The sequence below is a fragment of the Streptomyces roseofulvus genome (assembly GCF_039534915.1).
Lineage (GTDB): Bacteria > Actinomycetota > Actinomycetes > Streptomycetales > Streptomycetaceae > Streptomyces > Streptomyces roseofulvus.
In genome coordinates, this window is record NZ_BAAAWE010000001.1 from 5047822 (window position 1) to 5068734 (window position 20913).

The following is a 20913-nucleotide window of genomic DNA, read 5'->3' on the forward strand; positions in this document are numbered from 1 at the left end:
GTGCCTAGCGGATGTTCGGGTCGAAGGTGAAGATCACCAGCGTGCCCAGAAGGATGGTGAACACCGTGGCGGTGTACAGCAGGCCCTTGAGCCACAGGCGCGTGTTGGGGCGCTCCGCGTAGTCGTTGATGACGGTACGGAGGCCGTTGGCGCCGTGCAGCATGGCGAGCCACAGCATCAGCAGGTCCCAGACCTGCCAGAACGGGGACGCCCAGCGGCCGGCCACGAAGGCGAAGCCGATCTTGGAGACGCCGCCGTCCAGGAAGAGCTGGATCAGCAGGTGGCCGAGGACGAGGACCACGAGGACGACGCCCGAGAGGCGCATGAAGAGCCACGCGGCCATCTCGAAGTTGCCGCGGGTCGCGCGCGGGGTCTTGCCCGTGCGCTTGCGGGGGGCCTCGATGTACGGGGCCGGGTTGTCCACGTCGTAGGAGGCGCCCTCGACGGGACCGATCGCGGAAGTGGTGTCAGCAGACATGCGCGGCGTCAGCTCCCGAACAGTTCACGTGCGGCGTGGCCGAGGACGGGGTACAGCGAACCCGCCATCAGCACGACCCAGATGCCCACGACGGTCCAGAGCATCTGCTTCTGGTAGCGCGGGCCCTTGGACCAGAAGTCCACGGCGATGACCCGGAGGCCGTTCAGCGCGTGGAAGAGGATGGCGGCGACCAGGCCGTACTCCAGAAGAGCGACGATCGGCGTCTTGTAGGTCGCGACGACCTCGTCGTACGCCTCGGGGGAGACGCGGACGAGAGCGGTGTCCAGCACGTGTACGAACAGGAAGAAGAAGATGAGGACGCCGGTGACTCGATGAGCCACCCAGGACCACATTCCTTCCCGGCCGCGGTACAGCGTTCCAGCCGGCACGGAAAAACCCTCCGGGAGCGGGGATCGGGGCCCGGCCGGCTTCTCTGTCGGTCTGGCCCGGCCGGGTACGGTCCACCGGCCCCGGTCATCGTAGCGACGACTTGTCGGTTCGCTCGCGCGGGGTCCGTCAGTGTGATCAAACAGGCACGGACGGACTACTGTCCGCGGCGCAATCGGGCCGTTCCGCGCAGAATCACAGGTCCTGGTGGTGGTGGGTGAGCCCCTGGGCGAGCGTGAAGGCGAGCCGGGAGCGCGCGAGCCGGCGCAGTTCGTCGGCCGCGACGGCCCGTTCCTCCTCCGGTTCGTTGCCGAGACGTGACCGGATTCCGGCCAGGACGGCGTCCAGACGCTCGCCCGGCCGCACTCCGTCCAGGCTGATGACGAACGCGTGGCCGAACCGGCTCTCGTACGCGGCGTGCGCGGCGCGCAGCGCGGTCCGGGCGGCCGGTGGCGCGTCCGGGTGCGGCAGCGCGGAGGACTCCGCGGCCAGCGCCTCGTCGAGATCGGCGCCGGTCAGGTCGTATCCGGCCTCCTCGGCGGCGGCCAGCAGGGCGTCCACCGTGGGGTAGGGCCGGTGGGCGGCGATCCGCTCGGCCCAGCGCCGGCTGTGGCAGCAGGAGAGCAGCAGCCGGACCGCGTCGGCGGGGGCCGCCGCGTTGAGCAGCAGCGGGCCGCGCGGGCCGGCGGGGGACTTCTGGGCGGGTATGGCAGGCGCGTCCGCCGGAGCCGGGGTGCGGCAGGGGGCGTGGGTGTCGCTGGTCAGCGTGGGCTCCGGGACGGCGGGACGAAAGGGGTGGGCGTGACGCAACGTTATCGACGGGACGGGGGAAGTGTCCGACGGGTGCGCGAATTTCACCCGGACGGGAGAGTTTGGGAACGTCGGATGGACGTGGACGTTCCGTGCGGCCGGGTGAGGATCCGGGGCGGGACGATTGGCCGGTCCGCCGCGGGTGCGGGAGGATGCCGTGTGATGCGGCACTTCCCACGGGGCCCCCTGCGCGGCCCGGCACTCCTGGCGGCCGCGGTGGCCCTGACCGCCGTGGCGGCCTGTTCGAACGGCTCCCCGTCCGGTGCGGGCTCCCCCTCCCCGGCCCCGCCCGGCGGCACGTCCCCGGGGACCACGGCCGCGAAGCCGTCCCCCACCCGCACGCCCACCCCCAGCCCCACGCCCACCCGGACGTACCCGCTCTCCACCGCCCCCCGCACGGTCCCCGCCGTCCGCTCCCACGAGCCCGCCCGCGGCCCGGGCTGGAAGCCCGCCGCGACCGCCGGCGTGGTGCTCGGCGCGGACAGCGCGGGCCTCGCCGACGAGGGCCGGCTGCTCGCCGGGGAGCTGGGCCTGCGCTACCGGGGCGAGGCCGCCGCGGGCCCCGGCGACGTCGAGCTGGCGCTCGGCGGGCAGGGCGCCCCCGAGTCGTACACGCTCACCGTGAAGGACGGCCGGGTCCGCGTCACCGGCCCCGACGAGGCCGGCGTCTTCTACGGCACCCGCACCCTCAAGCAGTCCGTCAGGTCGGCCGGGTCGATGCCCGAGGGCACCGTCACCGACCGGCCGGCCAAGCCGCAGCGCGGGCTCAACGTCGACATCGCCCGCAAGCACTTCACCGCCGAGTGGCTGGAGGACCGCATCCGGGAGATGGGCGACCTCAAGCTCAACCAGCTCGGTCTGCACTTCTCCGACGACCAGGGCTTCCGGATCGAGTCCGACTCGCACCCCGAGGTCGTCTCGAAGCAGCACCTCACCAAGGCGGAGGTCCGCCGGATCCTCGCGCTCGCCGCGAGCCGGCACATCACCGTCGTCCCCGAGATCGACTCGCCCGGGCACCTCGGCGCGGTCATCGCCGCCCACCCCGACCTCCAGCTGGTCAGCGCGACCGGCCGCACGCCGCGCGGCGCCGTCGACATCTCCGACCCGGACGCGGCCCGGATCGTCGACGACCTGCTGCGCGAGTTCGCCGCCCTCTTCCCCGGCGCCTACTGGCACCTGGGCGCCGACGAGTACGTGGCGCTCATGGCGAAGGACCCCGAGGCCAGCTACCCGCAGCTCGCCGCGGCGGCACGGAAGGCGTACGGGCCGTCCGGCCGCGTCCAGGACCTGGCCACCGACTGGCTCAACGACCGCGCCGCGACCGTCCGCCCGACCGGCAAGACCCTCAAGGCGTGGAACGACGGCTTCTTCGCCGGCGGCGTCGTGAGCGCGGCGAAGGACATCGAGGTCGAGTACTGGACGGGCAAGGAGTACGGAGCCCGGACCCCGCTCCCGTACCTCCAGGCGGGCCGCAGGCTGGTCAACCTCAACGACGAGTACCTCTACTACGTGCTCGGCGAGCCCAACGCCTTCACCTACCCGACCGGCCGCCGCATCTACGAGCAGTGGACCCCGCGGGTCGTCCGCGGCACCACCCCGGTCCCGGCCCGCTACGACGCGCAGATCCAGGGCGCCCGGTTCGCCGTCTGGTGCGACCTCGCGAACGCCCAGACCCAGGACCAGGTCGCCGCCGGCATCCGCCTCCCGCTCGCGGCGCTCTCCCAGAAGGTGTGGGACCCCCGCACACCGACCCGCCCGTGGGCCGACTTCCGCGCGCTGGCGGCGAAGGTACGCGGCTGACCTGCGGATTCTCCCTGGACGGAAGGCTTCCCCCTGGCATAGGTTCCGGCCCGGCCCCTCGGGGGAGGGGCGTTCCTGAGATCCGTGTCCCTGGGGGGAACCTTCTTGCTGCGCAATCCCCACGGCCTGGCGACGGCCGTGACCGTCCTGCTGGGCGTCGACGTCTTCCTCTGTCTGCTGAGCGCGGGCACCGAGGGGTGGCTCCTCGCCGACCCGCTCGCCGCCGCCGAGGCGTTCGCCGGCATCGAGGCCGGGGGCCTGGCCCTGCCGGCCTTCGCCTTCGCCCTCACCGGCATCGCGACCGCCGTCGTCTTCCTCATCTGGTTCCACCGGGTCCGGCAGAACGCCGGGGTCTTCGCCCCGGACAGCCAGACCCGGACGGAGGGCTGGGCCATCGGCGCCTGGTTCATCCCGCTCGCCAACCTGTGGATCCCGCGGCAGATCGCGGTCGAGGTCTGGCGGGCCAGCCGGCGGGACCCGTCCGCGGCCGACGGCGCCCGGGAGCTCACCCTGCTCAACTCCTGGTGGACGTGTTTCGTGGTGGGAGTGGTGCTCGACCGGCTGTCCAGCTCGCTCTACGACCAGGCCGAGACGCTGGACGCGCTGACCACCGCGGCGACCTGGTCCCTGGCGGGATACGGCTTCATCGTGGCCGCCGGTGTCCTCGCCATCCTCTTCGTCCGGCGTCTCACCTCTATGCAGCACACCAGGGCCACTGGCATGCTTTCGGCCGCCAAGTGACGAGAAAGCGCCCTTCGGCGCAGAAGTGGACGTAGAGCGTCCGCATCGGGTGGCGAGGAGGCGTCCATGACGTCGAGTACGGGTCGGAGTCTGCTGGAACGGATCGAGGGGGCCGACGAGCGCGGCCTGGCCGCCGCCGGACTCGCCTGTCTGGACCGGTGCCTGCCGCTGCTCGCGCCCGACCGCGCGGAGGCGCTCCGGCCGGTCTGGGCGGCGGTGGCGCGCGGTGACGGCGGCGTCTGGGCCGAGGCCGTCGCGAAGGCGCGGGTCGAGCTGGACGGCGCCGGCGGCGAGGCCGCCGAGGACGGCGGGACCGTCACCATGGTCCGCGCGATGCTCGACGGCGTACCCGCCGAGTGGGCCGAGCGGCCCCTGCGGGAGTGGGCCGGACACTGCTCCGCCGTGGCCCTCGCCGTGCACCGCCTGTTCGACGTGACCGAGGACGGCCCGCTGCACGCCGGTGAGCTCCGGCGCCAGCAGGCCGTCCTGGACGCGGTCGCCCACGGCCCGACCGGACTGCGCCGGGCCCGTGAGCTCTCCGTCGAGGGCGGCCGGGTCCTGCGCGCGGTGGTCGCGCGCCGGGCCAGGACCGCCTGAGGGTCAGCCCTCGGCGGGGGCCGTGACCTCGACCGACGCGGAGGCGACGAGTTCGGAGAGCTGCCGCTCGGCGGTCGCCTTCTCCAGGCCGAGGCCGCTCAGTACGCCCTCGCCGTCCTCGTGTTCGAGGAGGGCGAGCAGGATGTGCTCGGTGCCGACGTAGTTGTGGCCGAGCCGGAGCGCCTCGCGGAAGGTCAGTTCGAGCACCTTCTTCGCCGCCGCGTCGTACGGGACGAGTGACGGCACCTCCTCGACGGCCGGCGGCAGCGTCGGCGTGACGGCCTCGCGCAGCTGCTCGGCGGTGACGCCCTGCGAGGTGATCCACAGGACGGCGAGGCCCTCGGGCTCGGCGAGCAGGCCGAGCGCGAGGTGGCCGGGGACGGTCTCGTCGTTCCGCGCGGCGATCGCCTCGTTCTGCGCGGCGACGACCACCGCGCGGGCGCGCGGGGTGAAGCGGGCGAACCCGGCGTTCGGGTCCATCTTCTCGGTGTCCGGGTCCTTGGGGACGAACCGCTTCTGGGCGGCCTGGCGGGTCACGCCCATGCTGCGGCCGATGTCGGTCCAGGAGGCGCCGGAGCGGCGGGCCTGGTCGACGAAGTGGCCGATGAGGTGGTCGGCGACCTCGCCGAGGTAGTCGGCCGCGATGACCGCGCCGGAGAGCTGGTCCAGCGTGTCCGGGTGGACCTTCTTGATCGCTTCGATGAGTTCGTCGAGACGGATGCTGACGTTCGGAACCATGGGCTGCGTCATGAGGCAACCTTAGGTTGACAGTCCTTCACTGTCAACGAGTGGTTGACAGTCCTCGGTGGTGACCTCTTTCGAGTGATGTGTCGTATCGCCTGAAGATGGGAGAAACCGGGCGGCCGAAGGCCAAAAAAAGGGAGACGACCGGGGCCGCCACCCCCCACAGGAGAGGCCCCGGTCGTCATCCACGGAGCCGCAGCACGGCTCCGTACTCCATACAGCGCCGGTGGTGCGGTTTCTGTCACACCACCCGCCCGGGGAGCGAAGGTTGCAAGTTGCACAAGGTGCGCGTACCACGTGGACGGGACCCCCGCACTCGACGTAGTTTGCTGGAGCGCGAGGCGGAATCGGCGGCGATGACCAGCCCCGACGACGCGGCCGACGTACTGACGCGCGCGCAGAAGGCGACCGACGGACAGGGTTTGGGGAGTGCTGGGGGACGACGCGGAGCTGACGGCCGCGGTGCTCGCTGCGCAGAACGGGGACGAGGACGCCTTCCGGACTGTGTACCGCGCCGTGCATCCCCGTCTGCTGGGCTACATGCGCACACTGGTCGGAGACGCCGACGCCGAGGACGTCACCTCGGAGTCCTGGCTCCAGATCGCCCGCGACCTCGACCGCTTCAGCGGTGACGCGGACCGCTTCCGCGGCTGGGCGGCCCGGATCGCCCGCAACCGCGCCCTCGACCACATCCGGATGCGCGGCCGCCGGCCCGCCTCCGGCGGCGACGAGACCGAACTGACCGACAAGCCCGCCGACTCCGACACCGCGGGCGAGGCCCTGGAGGCCCTGGCCACCGGTGACACCCTCGCCCTGATCGCCCGGCTCCCGCAGGACCAGGCCGAGGCCGTGGTCCTCCGCGTCGTCGTCGGCCTCGACGCCAAGAGCGCCGCGGAAGCCCTCGGCAAGCGCCCCGGCGCCGTCCGCACCGCCGCCCACCGCGGACTGAAGAAGCTCGCCGAACTCCTCGGCGTCGACGGCACGGCCGGCCCGGAACCGGACGAGGAGGCCGCCGACGGCGGCCAGGCGCTCGACGGCGTGCCACCCCAGCGCGGCCGTAACCCGGGGTTCATAGCCCCCGGCGGTGTGACGCATTGGCGTCCGCGTACGCAGAAGGACATGTGATGGCCGACGAGCGGTACCAGTGGCTCGACCCGGAGGCCGCGGAGCGGCTGCTCCGCGGCGAGCCCGTCGACCCCGTCGACCCGTCGGCCCGCACCCGGGCGGCGGCCCTCGCCGAGGCCCTCGACGCGGCCCGCGCCGCCACCGCACCCGCCCCCGGCGCCCCGCTCGCCGGGGAGGAGGCCGCCCTCGCGGCCTTCCGCACCGCCTCCGCCGCCCGCGCCTCCGCCGCCGCGTCCGCGTCCGCCGCCCCCGCCGACCTCGGACGGGTCCGGCTCGCGCCCGCCCCCGGCCCCGGCCGGCGGTGGGGCCGCTCCCTGCGGTACGGGCTGGCCGCCGCGCTCGCCGCCGTCACCGTCGGGGGCGTCGCCGTCGCCGCCGGGACCGGCGTCCTGCCGCTGGTCGACAAGGAACCGTCCCGTACGGTCACCGCAGCGGAGACCGCCACCCCGACCGACCCGGGCGAACCCACCTCCGGCGTCGAACGGCACGGCGACCCCTCCCGCGGCCCGGACCCCGGCCACCCCTCCGGCACGCCCTCGCCCGGCACGAGCCCCACCGCCGGGCCGCACGACGGCACCGGGAGCCCGGCGCCCGGCGCGACCCCCGGCGGCGAGGACCGCACCGACCGCGACCCCGCCGACCCCACCGCCACGGCCCGCGGCGGCGACGCCGGCGAGGTCGCGATCGCGGCCTGCCGCGACTACCGCTCCGGCCGCCTCGACGAGGCCGGCCGCCGCCGGCTCTCCACCGCCCTGCGCACCGGCGAGACCCTGCGGGTCTACTGCGACCGGCTCCTCGGCGGCCGCGCGGACGACTCCGCCTCCACCGGCGCCGCCGAGACCGGCGGTTCCACCGGTTCCGGCGGTTCCGGCGGCGACAAGGAGAAGGACGGCGACGCCAAGGACGAGGACGGGAACGCGCCGGACCTCTCCCACGGCACCGTCCCCACCCCCGGCGACACCAGCCGCAGGCGCGGCCAGGACCGCCCCGACCCGAAGGACCGCCCCAAGGCCAAGCCCAGGGCGAAGACCGGCACGCGGGCCGAGACGCAGGCCGGCGCCCGCGCCGAAACCCGGGTGGAGACCATGGCCGGGGCGCCCGCCGAGGCCCTCGCGCTCTGCCCGGCGGGAGCTCCCGAACCGGGGGTGTGACACTTTCGGGCCCGTCGGCGCAGTACTGAGTGAGCCGACTGGTCATCGGCCGCGCAGAGAGCCGGGGTTCCCCCCGTACCTACGGCTCCGCGCACCCGGCGCGGGTGGGACACGTTCCCCCGGTCCCACCCGCGCCCCTTCTTCCCTCCCCGTCCGCTACCAGTGGACGACGACCTTGTCGCCCACCTTCACCTGGTCGAAGAGGGCCGCGATCTTCGCCCGGTCCCGGACGTTCACGCAGCCGTGCGAGGCCCCGTTGTAGCCGCGCGCCGCGAAGTCCGCCGAGTAGTGCACCGCCTGGCCGCCGCTGAAGAACATCGCGTACGGCATCGGCGTGTGGTAGATCGTCGACGTCCAGTCCTTGGCCTTCCAGCCCACCGCGAAGACGCCCTCACGCGTCGGCGTGTTCTCCGAACCGAAGCGCACGTCCATCGACGAGACCACCCGGCCGTCGATCATCCACGCCAGCGTCCGGCTCTCCTTGCTGATGCAGAGCACCCGGCCGGTCATGCAGCGCGCGTCCGGCGCGTCCAGCTTGTTGGTGGTGGACGGCTTCAGCTCGTCCGCCGTCGGCTTCTTCGTCATGCCGAGCAGCCGCTGCCACGTCGTCTCGTCCACCGACCCCGTCGCGGGCAGCCCCCGCTTCCGCTGGAAGCCCGAGACCGCCTTCGCCGTGATCGACCCGTAGAAACCCGTCGGCGCCCGGTCGAAGTAGTCCAGCTGGCGCAGCCGTGCCTGGAGCTCCCGCACCTGCTCGCTCTCGTCGCCGTCCTTCATCAGCACCTTCGCCGAGGGCTCCGGAGCGGGCGAGGAGGTGGCGGGCGCCGACGTGGGAGGCGCGGACGTCGGGGCGGGCGAGGACGGCTTCCCGTCACCGGACGTGGCCGTCGGCACGGTCGTCGGCGCCGTCGACGCCCCGCCCCCGCCGCCGGCCGCCTGGGCCGTACAGCCGGTGACGGCGAGCGCGACGGCGGCCGTCGCGAGAACGGCTCTGCGTATGGCGGAAGAACGCTTCATGGTTGCCCCCCGGGAGATGAACTGTGTCCATAGGGATGCTTCCCGCGCCCCCGTGGTTGCGCACCTGTGCGAGCAAGCGCTCATGCTGTGAGCAAGGTCCCAGCGTGCTGCTCTCCACCGGGCCGCACGCCCACGGCTACAGTCCGTCGCGAGGGTCGGTACCGCCGAGTATGAGCGGCAGCAGGTCAATCGGGAGGCACAAGCAATGGCGCGCGAGTCGGAGTCGGGACTGCCCATCGAGCCGGTGTACGGACCGGACGCCCTGGAGGGCTGGGATCCGGCCGAGAAGCTGGGGGAGCCCGGGGCGTACCCCTTCACCCGCGGCGTGTACCCGTCCATGTACACGGGCCGCCCCTGGACCATGCGGCAGTACGCCGGCTTCGGCACCGCCGTCGAGTCGAACGCCCGCTACAAGCAGCTGATCGACAACGGCACGATGGGCCTCTCGGTCGCCTTCGACCTGCCCACCCAGATGGGCCACGACTCGGACGCGGCGATCGCGCACGGCGAGGTCGGCAAGGTCGGCGTGGCGATCGACTCGGTCGACGACATGCGGGTCCTCTTCGACGGCATCCCGCTCGACAAGGTCTCCACGTCGATGACGATCAACGCCCCCGCCTCGCTCCTCCTGCTGATGTACCAGCTGGTGGGCGAGGAGCAGGGCGTCCCCGCCGACAAGCTGACCGGCACGATCCAGAACGACGTGCTGAAGGAGTACATCGCGCGGGGCACGTACATCTTCCCGCCGAAGCCCTCCCTCCGCCTGATCGCGGACATCTTCAAGTACTGCAAGGCCGAGATCCCGAAGTGGAACACGATCTCGATCTCCGGCTACCACATGGCCGAGGCCGGCGCCTCGCCCGCGCAGGAGATCGCGTTCACCCTCGCCGACGGCATCGAGTACGTCCGCACCGCCGTCGCGGCCGGCATGGACGTCGACGACTTCGCGCCCCGGCTCTCCTTCTTCTTCGTGGCCCGCACGACGATCCTGGAGGAGGTCGCGAAGTTCCGCGCCGCCCGCCGGATCTGGGCCCGGGTCATGAAGGAGGAGTTCGGCGCCAAGAACCCCAAGTCGCTGATGCTCCGCTTCCACACCCAGACCGCCGGCGTGCAGCTCACCGCGCAGCAGCCCGAGGTCAACCTGGTCCGCGTCGCCGTCCAGGGCCTCGCCGCCGTCCTCGGCGGCACGCAGTCGCTGCACACGAACTCCTTCGACGAGGCCATCGCCCTGCCGACGGACAAGTCCGCCCGCCTCGCCCTGCGCACCCAGCAGGTCCTCGCGTACGAGACCGACGTCACCGCCACCGTCGACCCCTTCGCCGGCTCGTACGTCGTCGAGAAGATGACCGACGACGTCGAGGCCGCCGCCCTGGAGCTGATGGCCAAGGTCGAGGAGATGGGCGGCGCCGTCAACGCCATCGAGCGCGGCTTCCAGAAGAACGAGATCGAGCGCTCCGCCTACCGCATCGCGCAGGAGACCGACTCCGGCGAGCGGGTCGTCGTCGGCGTCAACCGCTACACGATCGACGTCGAGGAGCCCTACGAGCCGCTCCGCGTCGACCCGGCCATCGAGGCCCAGCAGGCCGAACGCCTCGCCAGGCTGCGCGCCGAGCGCGACCAGCCCGCCGTCGACGCGGCCCTGACCGCCCTGAAGAAGGCCGCCGAGGGCACGGACAACGTCCTCTACCCGATGAAGGACGCGCTCAAGGCCCGCGCCACCGTCGGCGAGGTCTGCGACGCCCTCCGCGAGGTCTGGGGCACCTACGTGCCCAGCGACGTCTTCTGATCGTCCGCCCGCCGAAACCCGAAGCGGAGTGTCGTACCGGTGTGCGACACTCCGCTTCATGCTGGGTGTCACCGATCTGCCGACCTACCTCGCCGGGCTCGTCCTCATCATCCTCCTGCCGGGGCCGAACTCGCTGTACGTGCTGTCCGTCGCCGCCCGCAAGGGCACCCGGACCGGATACAAGGCCGCCGCCGGCGTCTTCACCGGCGACACGATCCTGATGACCCTGGCCGCCCTCGGCGCCGCCTCGCTGCTCCAGACCACCCCGCTCCTCTTCATGGTCGTGAAGTACGCGGGCGCGGGCTACCTCGCCTGGATGGCGTACGGCATGCTGCGCGCCGCCCTCGCCATGTGGCGCACCCGGCACGAGGCCGTCGCCGAGACCGCCGACGCGCCGGACGCGGGACCGTCCGAGCACCCCTACCGCCGGGCGCTGATCATCAGCCTCTTCAACCCGAAGGCGATCCTCTTCCTGATCTCCTTCTTCGTGCAGTTCGTGGACCCCTCCTACGCGTACCCGGCGCTCTCCTTCCTGGTCCTCGGCACCCTGCTCCAGCTCGGCAGCTTCCTCTACCTCACGACCCTCATCTTCGGCGGCACCCGCCTCGCCGCCGCCTTCCGCCGCCGTAGGCGCCTCTCCGCCGGCGCCACCTCCGCCGCCGGCGCCCTCTTCCTCGGCTTCGCGGTGAAACTGTCGCTCAGCAGCGCCGCTTGACCCTCACACCGTGTGAGGCCGTTCCGTAGGGGTCGTCATGTTGACCATCGGAGACTTCGCCCGGCACGGGCGGGTGTCGGTCCGGATGCTGCGCCACTACGACGCCATCGGACTGCTGCGCCCGGCCCATGTCGACCCGCGCAGCGGGTACCGCTTCTACTCGGCGGACCAGCTCGCGCGGCTCAACCGCGTCATCGCGCTCAAGGACCTCGGCTTCACCCTGGAACAGGTGGGGGCCATCCTCGGGGACGAGATCGGCGTGGAGGAGCTGCGCGGGATGCTGCGGTTGCGCCAGGCCGAGCTGGTGGCGGCGCTGGAGGCGGCGCGGGCCCGGCTCGCCCAGGTCGGTGCGCGGCTCCGAGCCATCGAGAGCGAGGGACGCATGTCCACACAGGACGTCGTCGTCAAGAAGATCCCCGCCGTGCGGATCGCCGAGCTGAGCGCGGTCGCCGCGAGCTTCGGGCCGGAGGACATCACGCCCGTCATCGGGCCGCTGTACGAGGAGCTGTGCGGCCGGCTGGAGGCCGCGGGGGTGACCGGTTTCGGGCCGGGGCTCGCGTACTACGAGGACGCGGGCCGGGGGGACGGGTCGGTGCTGGTGCACGCGGGGATGACCGTGCCCGAGGGGACCGCGGTCGAGGGCGTGCTCGTGCACGTGCTGCCGGGGATCGAGGAGGCGGCGACCATCGTGCACCGGGGCTCGATGGACGACATCATGCCGACCGCGCAGAACCTGGCCCGGTGGATCGAGACGAACGGGTACGAGGCGAGGCACTACGCCCGTGAGCTCTATCTGGAGTGCCCGGAGGACCGGGCCGGGTGGGTGACCGAGCTCCAGGAGCCGATCAGCCGCCCGTGACCGCGAGGGCCCGGGACCTCCGCACAGGTCCCGGGCCCCGTCTCGGGGGGACGCGGGGGCTACTTCAGCAGCGCCTTGCGCAGCCGCAGCGCCCGGCGGGCCAGGCGGCGGACCCTCGGGTGGCGGGGGACCGGCAGGCCGCCCGGCAGGTCGAGGACGGTGAGCCGGCGGCGGGTGAAGTGGTGCCGGGTGCGCTCGGCGTACGGCCCGGAGAGGTGGCGTACGGCCGCCTCCCGCAGGTCGGCCCTTATGTTCGGCTGCATCGCGAAGCCGACCGCGGCGACCAGGTCGTCGAGGCGGGCGGCGTCCGTCACCGGCTCCTCGTCCTCCGGGCCGGGGACCAGCGGCGGGAGGACCGCGTCGACGACCGTCAGCGGGATCCGGTTGCTGTTCTGGAACGGGGTGAGCCGCTGGAGCAGCTCCCGGGTGCCGACCCGGGCGACCGGCAGGCCGTAGAAGGTGCGGGCGGTCATCAGCGCCGTCGAGAAGCAGCCGACGACCAGCGCCGGCCGCAGCTCCCGGTAGAGCACCTCGGCGAGCACCGGGCGGGTCTCCACGGTGAGTTCGGCGCCGAGCCGGGCCGCCTCCTCGGCCAGCGCGGCCGTCCAGGAGTCGGGGGCGGTGGGGTGCGGCTTGAAGACGAGCCGGCGGTGGCCGCGGGCGACCGCGCCGCGCACCATGCTCAGGTGCAGCTCCTCCTCCTCGGCGGTCGTCATCAGGTGGAGCGCGGCCAGGTACTGGCCGAGGAGCAGCGCGGGGCCCTCGCCGGCGCCGGCCGGGGCGTCGGTGCCGGCCAGTTCCGCGACGGCCTTGGTGAACGCCTCCACCGGGACGGTCTCCGGCACCGCGCCGAACTCGCCGAGCAGCAGCGGCCGCAGGCCGGGCACCAGGTCGAGGTGGAGGAGGCGGGCGGCACGGCCGCCGATCAGCGGGTCGATCTTGTTGCGGGTCGGCCCGTAGCTCATCAGGCCGTCCGCGTAGACGGTGATGGCCGCCTCCGGGAGGAGGGTGGCGACGGCGAGGGCGGGGGTGACCTGGATGGACTCCAGGACCAGTTCGATCCGGTCGTCGCCGAGTCCCCACAGCTTGTGGAGGTGGCGCTGGAGCATCGGCACGTCCTGGCCGCGCGGGGTCCAGCCGCCGGGGTGGAGCGGGGAGATCGTCTCGTTCCAGGAGACCACCTCGTCGAAGCGGTCGCGGATCCGGTCGAAGCCCTCGGACGCGTCGAAGGCCGGGGTGGTCTCGGGGACGGGCGCGTTGTGGGTGACGAGGAGGATCCGCCGGGCGGCGGTGCCGAAGCAGCCGCTGTCTATGGCGGCGGCCAGGGTGACCGCGCCGTAGAGGGTGGACGCGGCGAAGATCTGGGTCGTACGGCGCTCGCTCACGCGGCCACCTCCGAGGGGGTCGTGCCGGCGGCCGGGCCGCGGCCGCCCGGCGGGGCCGGCGGCGGGGGCGCGGGGCGCCGGCGGCGCAGCTTGCGCAGGACCGCGGCCCGGTCGCCGCCCATCGCGGTCAGCGCCTGGTCGAGGACGTCCTGCGGCATCCGGCGCAGCGCGCCGGCGCTCATCGCCTTCAGCTGCCGGGCCACGTCGGGTTCGAACTTCTCGATGGATCCGATGTGATGGGCGATCACCGCGCAATAGGTGCGGACGGCTTTCGGGAGAAAGCGGTCGGCTTCCCGGTCCTTCGCGGTCTCCTCGATGACGAGGTCGAATGCGCGGATGAAATCCAATTGCCGGACGTCGCCGATCTGGGTGAGCGAGGTCGCCACTCCGCGCCGGTAGAAGACGCCGAGTTCGCCGATGGCGGCGAAGGATTCCGCCTCGCGGTGCAGCCGCCAGATCCACGGCCGGTCCTCGGCGGTGCGCAGGCCGTGCGGGAAGTGCAGCAGGCCGCGGTCGAGGAGCCGGCGGTGGTAGATGCCGGCCCAGGCGAAGGGGTAGTCGACGGAGGTGGTGCGGTGGGCGGGGAGGATCGCCTCGCGCGGGTCGAGGACCTCGGCGCGGCGCGGGACGGGCACCCGGCGGACGGAGCGGGCGCGGCCGGTGACCGAGGTGTGGTCGGTGCGCAGGAAGTCGCAGCCGAGGTCCTCGGCGGCCGCGACCAGCCGGCCGTAGTAGCCGGGGGAGAGCCAGTCGTCGCCGTCGAGGAAGGCGACGTACTCGCCGCGGGCGGCGTCGAGGCCGGTGTTGCGGGCGGTCGCCAGGCCCTCGTTGCGCTCGTGCCGGATCAGGCGGGCGCCGGGCAGTTCGCGTACGGCCCGTTCGAGGATCTCCGGGGTGTCGTCGGACGAGCAGTCGTCGACGAGGAGGAACTCGAAGTCGTCGCGGGCGTTGGCGCGCAGACTGGCGAGGGTGTCGGGGGCGTATGTCTGCACGTTGAAGAACGGCACGACGACGGAGAGCTTGACCACGCGGCCGACGCTAGGCGGCCGCCCGGCCGCCCCGCCGACCGTCCGGGGGATTTTCGGTGAACACGAAGCGGCGGGCTGATTAACCGCCTTTACCCGAGGGGATTTCGGGCCGTCCAACTGCTGAATCCCGGGCCGCTTCAGATCACGGAGAGGTGCTGTTCACCGTTTGTTGCGGCCCAGTTGGGCCGTTGACCGGAATGGACTTCTAGCGTCCTCGACGTGCCAGCAAGTTCCAGTGAAGCGGTACGGGTCGCCGTACTCGCGGATTCCGACACCCGGTGGAAATGGGGTGCGCTCACCGCGCGCCGCATCACCCCGGCGGACGCCTCGGGTTCCGAGCGCGAGCCCGCCGGCCCCGGAGACGAGCCGACCGGTTTCGTCCTCCGCGGCCGGGCCACCCCCACCGCCCGCCAGCTCGCCGAGACGGGCGCCTCCACGGCCGCCCCGCGCGAGGTGACCGGCGCGGAGTTCCTGCGCGAGGTGCGGGACGCGGAGTCGCGCGGCGAGGGGTACGACGTCGTCGTCCTCGCGCTGGTCGGCGGCACCGTCCGGGCCGTCCTCCAGGGCCTCGCCGACCTCGGTCTCGACCGTCGGCCGGTGATCGTCACGGGCTACGTCGGCGTGGTCTACGAGAAGCTGGCCGACGGACTGCTGCTGCGCCACGGCGCCGACGTCGTCCTCGCCAACTCCCGCCACGACGCGGACCGGTTCCGCGCGGTGTACGAAGGGGTCGGCGCGGGCGCCGAGTCGGTCGTCGAGGCGGCGCTGCCGTTCCTCGGCGGTGCCCCGCACCGTCCCGGAGCGGGCCGCGACACCCTGGTGTTCGCCGCCCAGCCGTCCGTACCGGTCACCCGGGCCGAGCGGGCGTACGTCCTGGAGCGCCTGGTCCGGCACGCCCGGCTGCACCCGCAGCGCGAGGTCCTCCTCAAGCTCCGCTCCAAGCCCGGCGAGCACACCACGCACCTGGAGGAGCACCCGTACCAGCGGCTGGTGCGCGACCTCGACCCGCCCGCCAACTTCCGCCTGGTGTACGGGCACATGGGCGAGGTGCTGGACCGCACCGACCTGCTGGTCACCGTCTCCTCCACGGCCGCCCTGGAGGCCCTGCACCGCCGGATCCCCACCGCGATCCTCACCGACTGCGGGGTCCGCGAGGTCAACGGCAACCACCACTTCATCGGCTCCGGCCTCCTCACCTCCTTCGACCGGCTCGACCGGGGCGAGGTGCCCGAGCCCGACGAGGAGTGGCTGTCCCGGCAGGGCGTCGCCTCCGACGGCGGCTACGACTCCGCCTTCGACGCCGCCCGGCAGCGGGTCGCGCGGCTGCTCGCGCTGCCCGAACTGCCCCCGATCAGCCCCTACTACACCGCGGAGACGGCCCCCGGCTACCTGCCGGGGATCCTCGCCCGCCACCGCCTGGACGTCACCGCGCCCCCGGTCCGCGACAGCGGGCTGCGCCGGATCGTCCGCGAGGCGGCGCGCGGCGCCTACCGCCACGGCGTCCAGCGCGTGGCCCCCGTCGTCCGACGCCTGGGAGAACTGTGATGCCCACGAAGAAGCCGAGCCCGACCGTGCTCGCCGTCATCCCCGCACGGGGCGGCTCCAAGGGCGTCCCCGCCAAGAACCTCGCCCCGGTCGCCGGGATCCCGCTGGTCGGCCGGGCCGTCCGGGCCTGCCTGGGCGCGGTCGGCGTCACCGACGTCGTCGTCTCCACCGACGACCACGCCATCGCCGCGGCCGCCCGCTCCTTCGGCGCCGAGGCCGTCCAGCGGCCCGCCGCGATCGCGGGCGACACCGCCACCAGCGAGTCGGCCGTGCTGCACGCCCTGGACGCCTTCGAGGCCACCGCGGGACGGACCGCCGACGTGGTCCTCCTCGTCCAGTGCACCAGTCCCTTCCTGACCTCCGCCGAGGTCGCCGAGGCCGTCGCCCGGATCGTCGACGGGGAGGCCGACACCGCCTTCACCGCCGCGCCCTCGCACGGCTTCCTGTGGAAGGAGACGGCGGACGGCGCCACCGGCGTCAACCACGACAAGGCCCACCGGCCGCGCCGCCAGGACCGCGAGCCCGAGTACCTGGAGACCGGCGCCGTCTACGCGATGGACGCGGCCGGCTTCCGTACCCACGGGCACCGCTTCTTCGGCCGCACCGCGCTCGTCGTCACCGACCCGGCCCGCGTCCTGGAGATCGACGACCCGCACGACCTGGCCCGCGCCAAGGCCCTGGCGCCGCTCCTCGACGAGCCGGCCACCCCCGGCTTCAGCGACGTCGACGCGGTCGTCCTCGACTTCGACGGCACCCAGACCGACGACCGGGTCCACCTCGACGCGGAGGGCCGGGAGTTCGTCTCCGCCCACCGCGGCGACGGCCTCGGCATCGCGGCCCTGCGCCGCGCCGGACTGCCCGTCCTCATCCTCTCCACCGAACAGAACCCCGTCGTCGCCGCCCGCGCCCGGAAGCTGCGGATCCCCGTCCTGCACGGGATCGACCGCAAGGACCTCGCCCTCAAGGAGTGGTGCGAGGCCGAGGGCATCGACCCCGCGCGCGTCCTCTACGCCGGCAACGACGTCAACGACCTGCCCTGCTTCCACCTCGTCGGCTGGCCCGTCGCGGTGGGCAGCGCCCACGACTCCGTCCGGGCCGCGGCCCGCGCGGTCACCGTCACCCCGGGCGGCTTCGGAGCGATCCGCGAGATCGCCGCCTGGCTCCTCGGACCCGAGCTGAACACCCCCACCACCACCCCCGCCGAATAAAGGAAGCACCACCATGAGCACCCGTCTGCGCACCCTCGGCCCGAAGACCGCCGGCCCCGGACAGCCCGTCTACATCTGCGGCGAGATCGGCATCAACCACAACGGCGACCTCGAGAACGCCTTCAAGCTGATCGACGTGGCCGCCGAGGCCGGCTGCGACGCCGTCAAGTTCCAGAAGCGCACGCCGGAGATCTGCACCCCGCGCGACCAGTGGGACATCGAGCGCGACACCCCCTGGGGCCGGATGACGTACATCGACTACCGCCACCGCGTCGAGTTCGGCGAGGACGAGTACCGCCAGATCGACGAGCACTGCAAGAAGCGCGGCATCGACTGGTTCGCCTCCCCGTGGGACACCGAGGCCGTCGCCTTCCTGGAGAAGTTCGACGTCCCGGCCCACAAGGTGGCCTCCGCCTCCCTCACCGACGACGAGCTGCTGCGCGAGCTGCGCGCCACCGGCCGCACCGTCATCCTCTCCACCGGCATGTCGACGCCGAAGCAGATCCGCCACGCGGTCGAGGTCCTGGGCAGCGACAACATCCTGCTCTGCCACGCCACCTCCACCTACCCGGCCAAGGCCGAGGAGCTGAACCTGCGCGTCATCCAGACGCTGCAGGAGGAGTACCCGAACGTCCCGATCGGCTACTCCGGCCACGAGACCGGCCTCCAGACCACCCTCGCCGCCGTCGCCCTCGGCGCCACCTTCGTCGAGCGCCACATCACCCTCGACCGCGCCATGTGGGGCTCGGACCAGGCCGCCTCCGTCGAGCCGCAGGGCCTGGAGCGCCTCGTCCGCGACATCCGCACCATCGAGACCGCGCTCGGCGACGGCGTGAAGAAGGTGTACGAGTCGGAGCTCGGCCCGATGAAGAAGCTCCGCCGCGTCCTGGAGCCCGTCTCCGCATGACCGGCCGACTGGCGTTCGTCGAGAGCCCCGTCCAGCTCCTGAACGTCCTGGAGTGGGCGCACGCGCGCGGCCGGGGCCCGGCCCCGGCCGCGGCGCCCGCCCCCGAGCTCTCGGCTTCGCTCGAGCAGGGGGGACCCCCGTCTTCGCCGGCCTCCGGGCCGGCCCCCGGGGAGCCGGCCGGCTCCGCCGCCGACGACCTCCGGATCGTGGTCCTCTCGCCGACCGACCCCATGTCGCGGGGCCAGCTGCGCCGGATGGCCCAGCTGGCCCGCGACGAGGGGTTCGCCGTGCACTGGCAGGAGGCGCGGGCGGGGCGCGGAGCGCTCGTGCGGACCCTGCGGGAGCTCGGCGGGCCGCTGCGCGCCGCCGACCGCGTGATCGTCGGCGACCCGTTCTCCCGCTACGTCCAGCTGCTGCTCACCCTGTTCGGCCCCCGGCACGTCACGGTCGTCGACGACGGCACCGCGACCATGGAGTTCGCCGCCCAGCTCGCGGGCGGGGAGCGGCTGGTCCGCTGGCACCGCAAGGGCGACCTCGGGCCGCGCGAGCTGGCCCTCGCCCCGGTCACCTCGCTGGCCCGCCGCCGGCTGGCCCCCGGGCCCGGCCGGACCGTGGAGATCTTCACCTCGCTGCCCGTCCAGGCGCCGCCCGGCACGGAGGTCACCGAGAACGCCTACGCGTGGACCCGGGAGCGCTTCGGACCGCCCCCGCTCACCGGCGGCGCCGACCTCGTGGGCACCTCGCTCGTCGAGACCGGGGTGGTCGACGCGGAGCACTACCTCCGGGTGGTCGGGCAGCTGGCCCGCACCCACGGCGCCACCCGCTACTTCGCCCACCGCCGCGAGACCCCGGAGAAGCTGCACCGGGTCGCGGTCGAGACCGGCCTCCAGGTGGTCCGCCCGGACCTGCCGCTGGAGCTGATCGCCCGGCGCGGTCCGATCGGCGCCACCATCGTCAGCTTCCCGTCCACGGTCGTCCACACCCTGCCGCTCGCCCTGGCGGGCACCGGGGTCAAGGTGGCCGTCTGCGAGATCGCGCCGGAGTGGCTGAAGGCCACCGCCTCGCCGCGGGCCCAGGGCTTCCTGGCGGGCGTCGCCGGCACGGCGTCGGGGGCGGACCGCCTCACCCCGCGCAACACGTCGGCGGTCGACCGGCTCGAATTCGGGTGACCATACCCATACGGAGTGTGTCCCATGCACGGCAAACCGAGATTCTTTCCCCTAACGGGCTGAAGTTTTCGTGATCAACGGGCAGTTGATCACCGGATGGGCCTACGCTTCAAAGGGTGAACCAGTTGATGTCCCGTGAGCCCGGATCCGCCACCCTGCCCGGAACGCTGTCCTCCGCCCTGCGCGACGAACTGATCGCCTTCCGCAGGGACTTGCACATGCACCCGGAGCTCGGCAACCAGGAGTTCCGTACCACCGCCGCGCTCAAGGCCCGCCTGGAGGCGGCCGGCCTGGCGCCGCGCGTCCTCCCGGGCGGCACGGGCCTCATCTGTGACATCGGCACGTACGACGGCGGGCGTCCCATGCTCGCCGTCCGCGCCGACCTCGACGCCCTGCCCATCCCGGACGCCAAGACCGTCGCGTACCGCTCCACCGTCCCCAACCGCGCCCACGCCTGCGGCCACGACGTGCACACCACCACCGTCCTCGGCGCGGGCCTCGTCCTCGCCGAGATGGAGCGCGAGGGCCGGCTGCCCCGCCCGGTGCGGCTGCTCTTTCAGCCCGCCGAGGAGGTGCTGCCGGGAGGCGCGGCCGACGCGGTCGCGGCCGGCGTCCTCGACGGCGTCGGCCGTATCATCGCCGTCCACTGCGACCCCAAGGTCGACGCGGGGAAGATCGGGCTGCGCACCGGCCCCATCACCTCCGCCTGCGACCGGCTGGAAATCACCCTCGACGGCCCCGGCGGCCACACCGCCCGCCCGCACCTCACCACCGACCTCGTCACCGCCGCCGCCCGGATCGCCACCGACGTGCCGGCCGTGCTCGCCCGCCGGGTCGACGCCCGCTCCGGCCTCTCGGTCACCTGGGGCCGGATCGAGGCCGGCCACGCGCCCAACGTCATCCCGCAGCACGCCGAGCTCTCCGGCACCGTCCGCTGCCTCGACCTGCCCGCCTGGCGCGACGCGCCCGATCTGGTGCACGCCGCCGTCGACGAGATCGCCACGCTGCACCGGGCCAAGTCCACGGTGAACTACGTCCGGGGCGTCCCGCCGGTCGTCAACGACCACATGGTCGCCGAACTGCTCCGGGAGGCCATGACGGCCCGGTGCGGCGTCGACTCGGTCGAGGACACCGAGCAGAGCCTGGGCGGCGAGGACTTCTCCTGGTACCTGGAGCACGTGCCCGGCGCGATGGCCCGGCTGGGCGTCCGCACCCCCGGCGATCCGCGCGTCCGGGACCTCCACGCGGGCGACTTCGACGTCGACGAGCGGTGCATCCGGACCGCCGTCGAGCTCTTCACCGCCGCCGCGCTGATCGACGCCGGAGCGAGCTGATCCCCCGGGGCACCGCCTCCCGCCAGGCGTGCGGCGGTGCCCCCATCTCTGCTGATGACACGGGGTTGCGCCTTGATCGCGAAGCGTGTACGGGTACTGTGGCCCGTGGGTTCGCGTCGATACGGTA

General features: G+C 73.3%; 20 protein-coding genes. 13 read left to right on the plus strand and 7 right to left on the minus strand.

Annotated features, from left to right (window positions below):
* Window positions 1-4: 4 nt before the first annotated feature.
* From ABFY03_RS23445 to ABFY03_RS23455, 3 genes are all read right to left on the minus strand, one after another.
* The gene (locus tag ABFY03_RS23445) at window positions 5-478 is read right to left on the minus strand and encodes a succinate dehydrogenase hydrophobic membrane anchor subunit (RefSeq protein WP_031009103.1); all 474 of its coding nucleotides are present in this window, start codon (window positions 476-478) and stop codon (window positions 5-7) included.
* Between the two features lie 8 nt (window positions 479-486).
* Complete coding sequence (gene sdhC / locus ABFY03_RS23450; RefSeq protein ID WP_015035721.1) at window positions 487-867, minus strand: succinate dehydrogenase, cytochrome b556 subunit; 381 nt, start codon at window positions 865-867, stop codon at window positions 487-489.
* 193 nt (window positions 868-1060) lie between these two features.
* Window positions 1061-1675 carry a 2-oxo-4-hydroxy-4-carboxy-5-ureidoimidazoline decarboxylase gene (locus ABFY03_RS23455; protein WP_386723626.1) on the minus strand — a complete coding sequence of 205 codons (615 nt, stop codon included), beginning with the start codon at window positions 1673-1675 and terminating at the stop codon, window positions 1061-1063.
* A gap of 162 nt (window positions 1676-1837) precedes the next feature.
* On the opposite strand from ABFY03_RS23455, the gene ABFY03_RS23460 reads away from it, so the two are divergent.
* The 3 genes from ABFY03_RS23460 to ABFY03_RS23470 all read left to right on the plus strand — a co-directional run bounded on the left by ABFY03_RS23460 (window position 1838) and on the right by ABFY03_RS23470 (window position 4813).
* The gene (locus ABFY03_RS23460; RefSeq protein WP_346170772.1) at window positions 1838-3475 is read left to right on the plus strand and encodes a beta-N-acetylhexosaminidase; all 1638 of its coding nucleotides are present in this window, start codon (window positions 1838-1840) and stop codon (window positions 3473-3475) included.
* A gap of 105 nt (window positions 3476-3580) precedes the next feature.
* The gene (locus tag ABFY03_RS23465; protein ID WP_346170773.1) at window positions 3581-4216 is read left to right on the plus strand and encodes a DUF4328 domain-containing protein; all 636 of its coding nucleotides are present in this window, start codon (window positions 3581-3583) and stop codon (window positions 4214-4216) included.
* 66 nt (window positions 4217-4282) lie between these two features.
* Complete coding sequence (locus tag ABFY03_RS23470) at window positions 4283-4813, plus strand: hypothetical protein (RefSeq protein WP_319010098.1); 531 nt, start codon at window positions 4283-4285, stop codon at window positions 4811-4813.
* Window positions 4814-4816: 3 nt separating this feature from the next.
* On the opposite strand, the gene ABFY03_RS23475 is transcribed toward ABFY03_RS23470, so the two are convergent.
* Entirely contained in the window at window positions 4817-5563 is a 747-nt protein-coding gene (locus ABFY03_RS23475; protein WP_346170774.1) for a Clp protease N-terminal domain-containing protein, read from the minus strand.
* Window positions 5564-5986: 423 nt separating this feature from the next.
* Between ABFY03_RS23475 and ABFY03_RS23480 the strand changes: the two genes are divergently transcribed.
* Both ABFY03_RS23480 and ABFY03_RS23485 read left to right on the plus strand, forming a co-directional pair.
* Entirely contained in the window at window positions 5987-6682 is a 696-nt protein-coding gene (locus ABFY03_RS23480) for an RNA polymerase sigma factor (protein ID WP_319010096.1), read from the plus strand.
* Window positions 6682-7833, plus strand: a complete 1152-nt coding sequence (locus ABFY03_RS23485; RefSeq protein WP_346170775.1) for a hypothetical protein — start codon at window positions 6682-6684, stop codon at window positions 7831-7833. The genes ABFY03_RS23480 and ABFY03_RS23485 overlap by 1 nt, the downstream gene beginning before the upstream one ends.
* A 156-nt stretch (window positions 7834-7989) precedes the next feature.
* On the opposite strand, the gene ABFY03_RS23490 is transcribed toward ABFY03_RS23485, so the two are convergent.
* Complete coding sequence (locus ABFY03_RS23490; protein ID WP_319010094.1) at window positions 7990-8850, minus strand: L,D-transpeptidase family protein; 861 nt, start codon at window positions 8848-8850, stop codon at window positions 7990-7992.
* A 205-nt stretch (window positions 8851-9055) separates the two neighbouring features.
* Here ABFY03_RS23490 and ABFY03_RS23495 point away from each other — a divergent pair, with 205 nt between their 5' ends.
* From ABFY03_RS23495 to ABFY03_RS23505, 3 genes are read left to right on the plus strand one after another with little or no spacing between them, the layout of a single operon-like run.
* Window positions 9056-10636, plus strand: coding sequence for an acyl-CoA mutase large subunit family protein (locus tag ABFY03_RS23495; protein ID WP_319010093.1), 1581 nt, complete (start codon window positions 9056-9058; stop codon window positions 10634-10636).
* A 58-nt stretch (window positions 10637-10694) separates the two neighbouring features.
* Entirely contained in the window at window positions 10695-11351 is a 657-nt protein-coding gene (gene leuE, locus ABFY03_RS23500) for a leucine efflux protein LeuE (RefSeq protein WP_319010092.1), read from the plus strand.
* Window positions 11352-11388: 37 nt separating this feature from the next.
* Entirely contained in the window at window positions 11389-12210 is an 822-nt protein-coding gene (locus tag ABFY03_RS23505) for a MerR family transcriptional regulator (protein WP_346170776.1), read from the plus strand.
* Between the two features lie 59 nt (window positions 12211-12269).
* On the opposite strand, the gene ABFY03_RS23510 is transcribed toward ABFY03_RS23505, so the two are convergent.
* A complete protein-coding gene (locus tag ABFY03_RS23510) occupies window positions 12270-13595 on the minus strand; it encodes a polysialyltransferase family glycosyltransferase (RefSeq protein ID WP_319010090.1) in 1326 nt (441 codons plus the stop codon).
* The gene (locus tag ABFY03_RS23515) at window positions 13592-14623 is read right to left on the minus strand and encodes a glycosyltransferase family 2 protein (RefSeq protein ID WP_346170777.1); all 1032 of its coding nucleotides are present in this window, start codon (window positions 14621-14623) and stop codon (window positions 13592-13594) included. Before ABFY03_RS23515 ends, ABFY03_RS23510 begins: the two co-directional genes overlap by 4 nt.
* Before the next feature lie 219 nt (window positions 14624-14842).
* On the opposite strand from ABFY03_RS23515, the gene ABFY03_RS23520 reads away from it, so the two are divergent.
* The 5 genes from ABFY03_RS23520 to ABFY03_RS23540 all read left to right on the plus strand — a co-directional run bounded on the left by ABFY03_RS23520 (window position 14843) and on the right by ABFY03_RS23540 (window position 20786).
* Entirely contained in the window at window positions 14843-16168 is a 1326-nt protein-coding gene (locus ABFY03_RS23520; RefSeq protein ID WP_346170778.1) for a DUF6716 putative glycosyltransferase, read from the plus strand.
* The gene (locus ABFY03_RS23525; protein ID WP_346170779.1) at window positions 16168-17376 is read left to right on the plus strand and encodes a cytidylyltransferase domain-containing protein; all 1209 of its coding nucleotides are present in this window, start codon (window positions 16168-16170) and stop codon (window positions 17374-17376) included. Before ABFY03_RS23520 ends, ABFY03_RS23525 begins: the two co-directional genes overlap by 1 nt.
* A 13-nt stretch (window positions 17377-17389) precedes the next feature.
* Complete coding sequence (locus tag ABFY03_RS23530) at window positions 17390-18283, plus strand: N-acetylneuraminate synthase family protein (protein ID WP_030496851.1); 894 nt, start codon at window positions 17390-17392, stop codon at window positions 18281-18283.
* Complete coding sequence (locus ABFY03_RS23535; RefSeq protein ID WP_319010086.1) at window positions 18280-19452, plus strand: hypothetical protein; 1173 nt, start codon at window positions 18280-18282, stop codon at window positions 19450-19452. Before ABFY03_RS23530 ends, ABFY03_RS23535 begins: the two co-directional genes overlap by 4 nt.
* 128 nt (window positions 19453-19580) lie before the next feature.
* Complete coding sequence (locus tag ABFY03_RS23540) at window positions 19581-20786, plus strand: amidohydrolase (RefSeq protein ID WP_319010287.1); 1206 nt, start codon at window positions 19581-19583, stop codon at window positions 20784-20786.
* The last annotated feature ends 127 nt before the right edge of the window (window positions 20787-20913 follow it).

Bases quoted from the DNA above. Each gene is read 5' to 3' on its own strand.
- ABFY03_RS23535 (WP_319010086.1), top strand. From the start codon at position 18,280: ATGACCGGCCGACTGGCGTTCGTCGAGAGCCCCGTCCAGCTCCTGAAC.
- leuE (WP_319010092.1), top strand. From the start codon at position 10,695: ATGCTGGGTGTCACCGATCTGCCGACCTACCTCGCCGGGCTCGTCCTC.
- ABFY03_RS23445 (WP_031009103.1), bottom strand. From the start codon at position 478: ATGTCTGCTGACACCACTTCCGCGATCGGTCCCGTCGAGGGCGCCTCC.
- ABFY03_RS23540 (WP_319010287.1), top strand. From the start codon at position 19,581: ATGTCCCGTGAGCCCGGATCCGCCACCCTGCCCGGAACGCTGTCCTCC.
- ABFY03_RS23470 (WP_319010098.1), top strand. From the start codon at position 4,283: ATGACGTCGAGTACGGGTCGGAGTCTGCTGGAACGGATCGAGGGGGCC.
- ABFY03_RS23460 (WP_346170772.1), top strand. From the start codon at position 1,838: ATGCGGCACTTCCCACGGGGCCCCCTGCGCGGCCCGGCACTCCTGGCG.
- ABFY03_RS23505 (WP_346170776.1), top strand. From the start codon at position 11,389: ATGTTGACCATCGGAGACTTCGCCCGGCACGGGCGGGTGTCGGTCCGG.
- ABFY03_RS23530 (WP_030496851.1), top strand. From the start codon at position 17,390: ATGAGCACCCGTCTGCGCACCCTCGGCCCGAAGACCGCCGGCCCCGGA.
- ABFY03_RS23525 (WP_346170779.1), top strand. From the start codon at position 16,168: ATGCCCACGAAGAAGCCGAGCCCGACCGTGCTCGCCGTCATCCCCGCA.
- ABFY03_RS23495 (WP_319010093.1), top strand. From the start codon at position 9,056: ATGGCGCGCGAGTCGGAGTCGGGACTGCCCATCGAGCCGGTGTACGGA.
- ABFY03_RS23475 (WP_346170774.1), bottom strand. From the start codon at position 5,563: ATGACGCAGCCCATGGTTCCGAACGTCAGCATCCGTCTCGACGAACTC.
- ABFY03_RS23485 (WP_346170775.1), top strand. From the start codon at position 6,682: ATGGCCGACGAGCGGTACCAGTGGCTCGACCCGGAGGCCGCGGAGCGG.
- ABFY03_RS23490 (WP_319010094.1), bottom strand. From the start codon at position 8,850: ATGAAGCGTTCTTCCGCCATACGCAGAGCCGTTCTCGCGACGGCCGCC.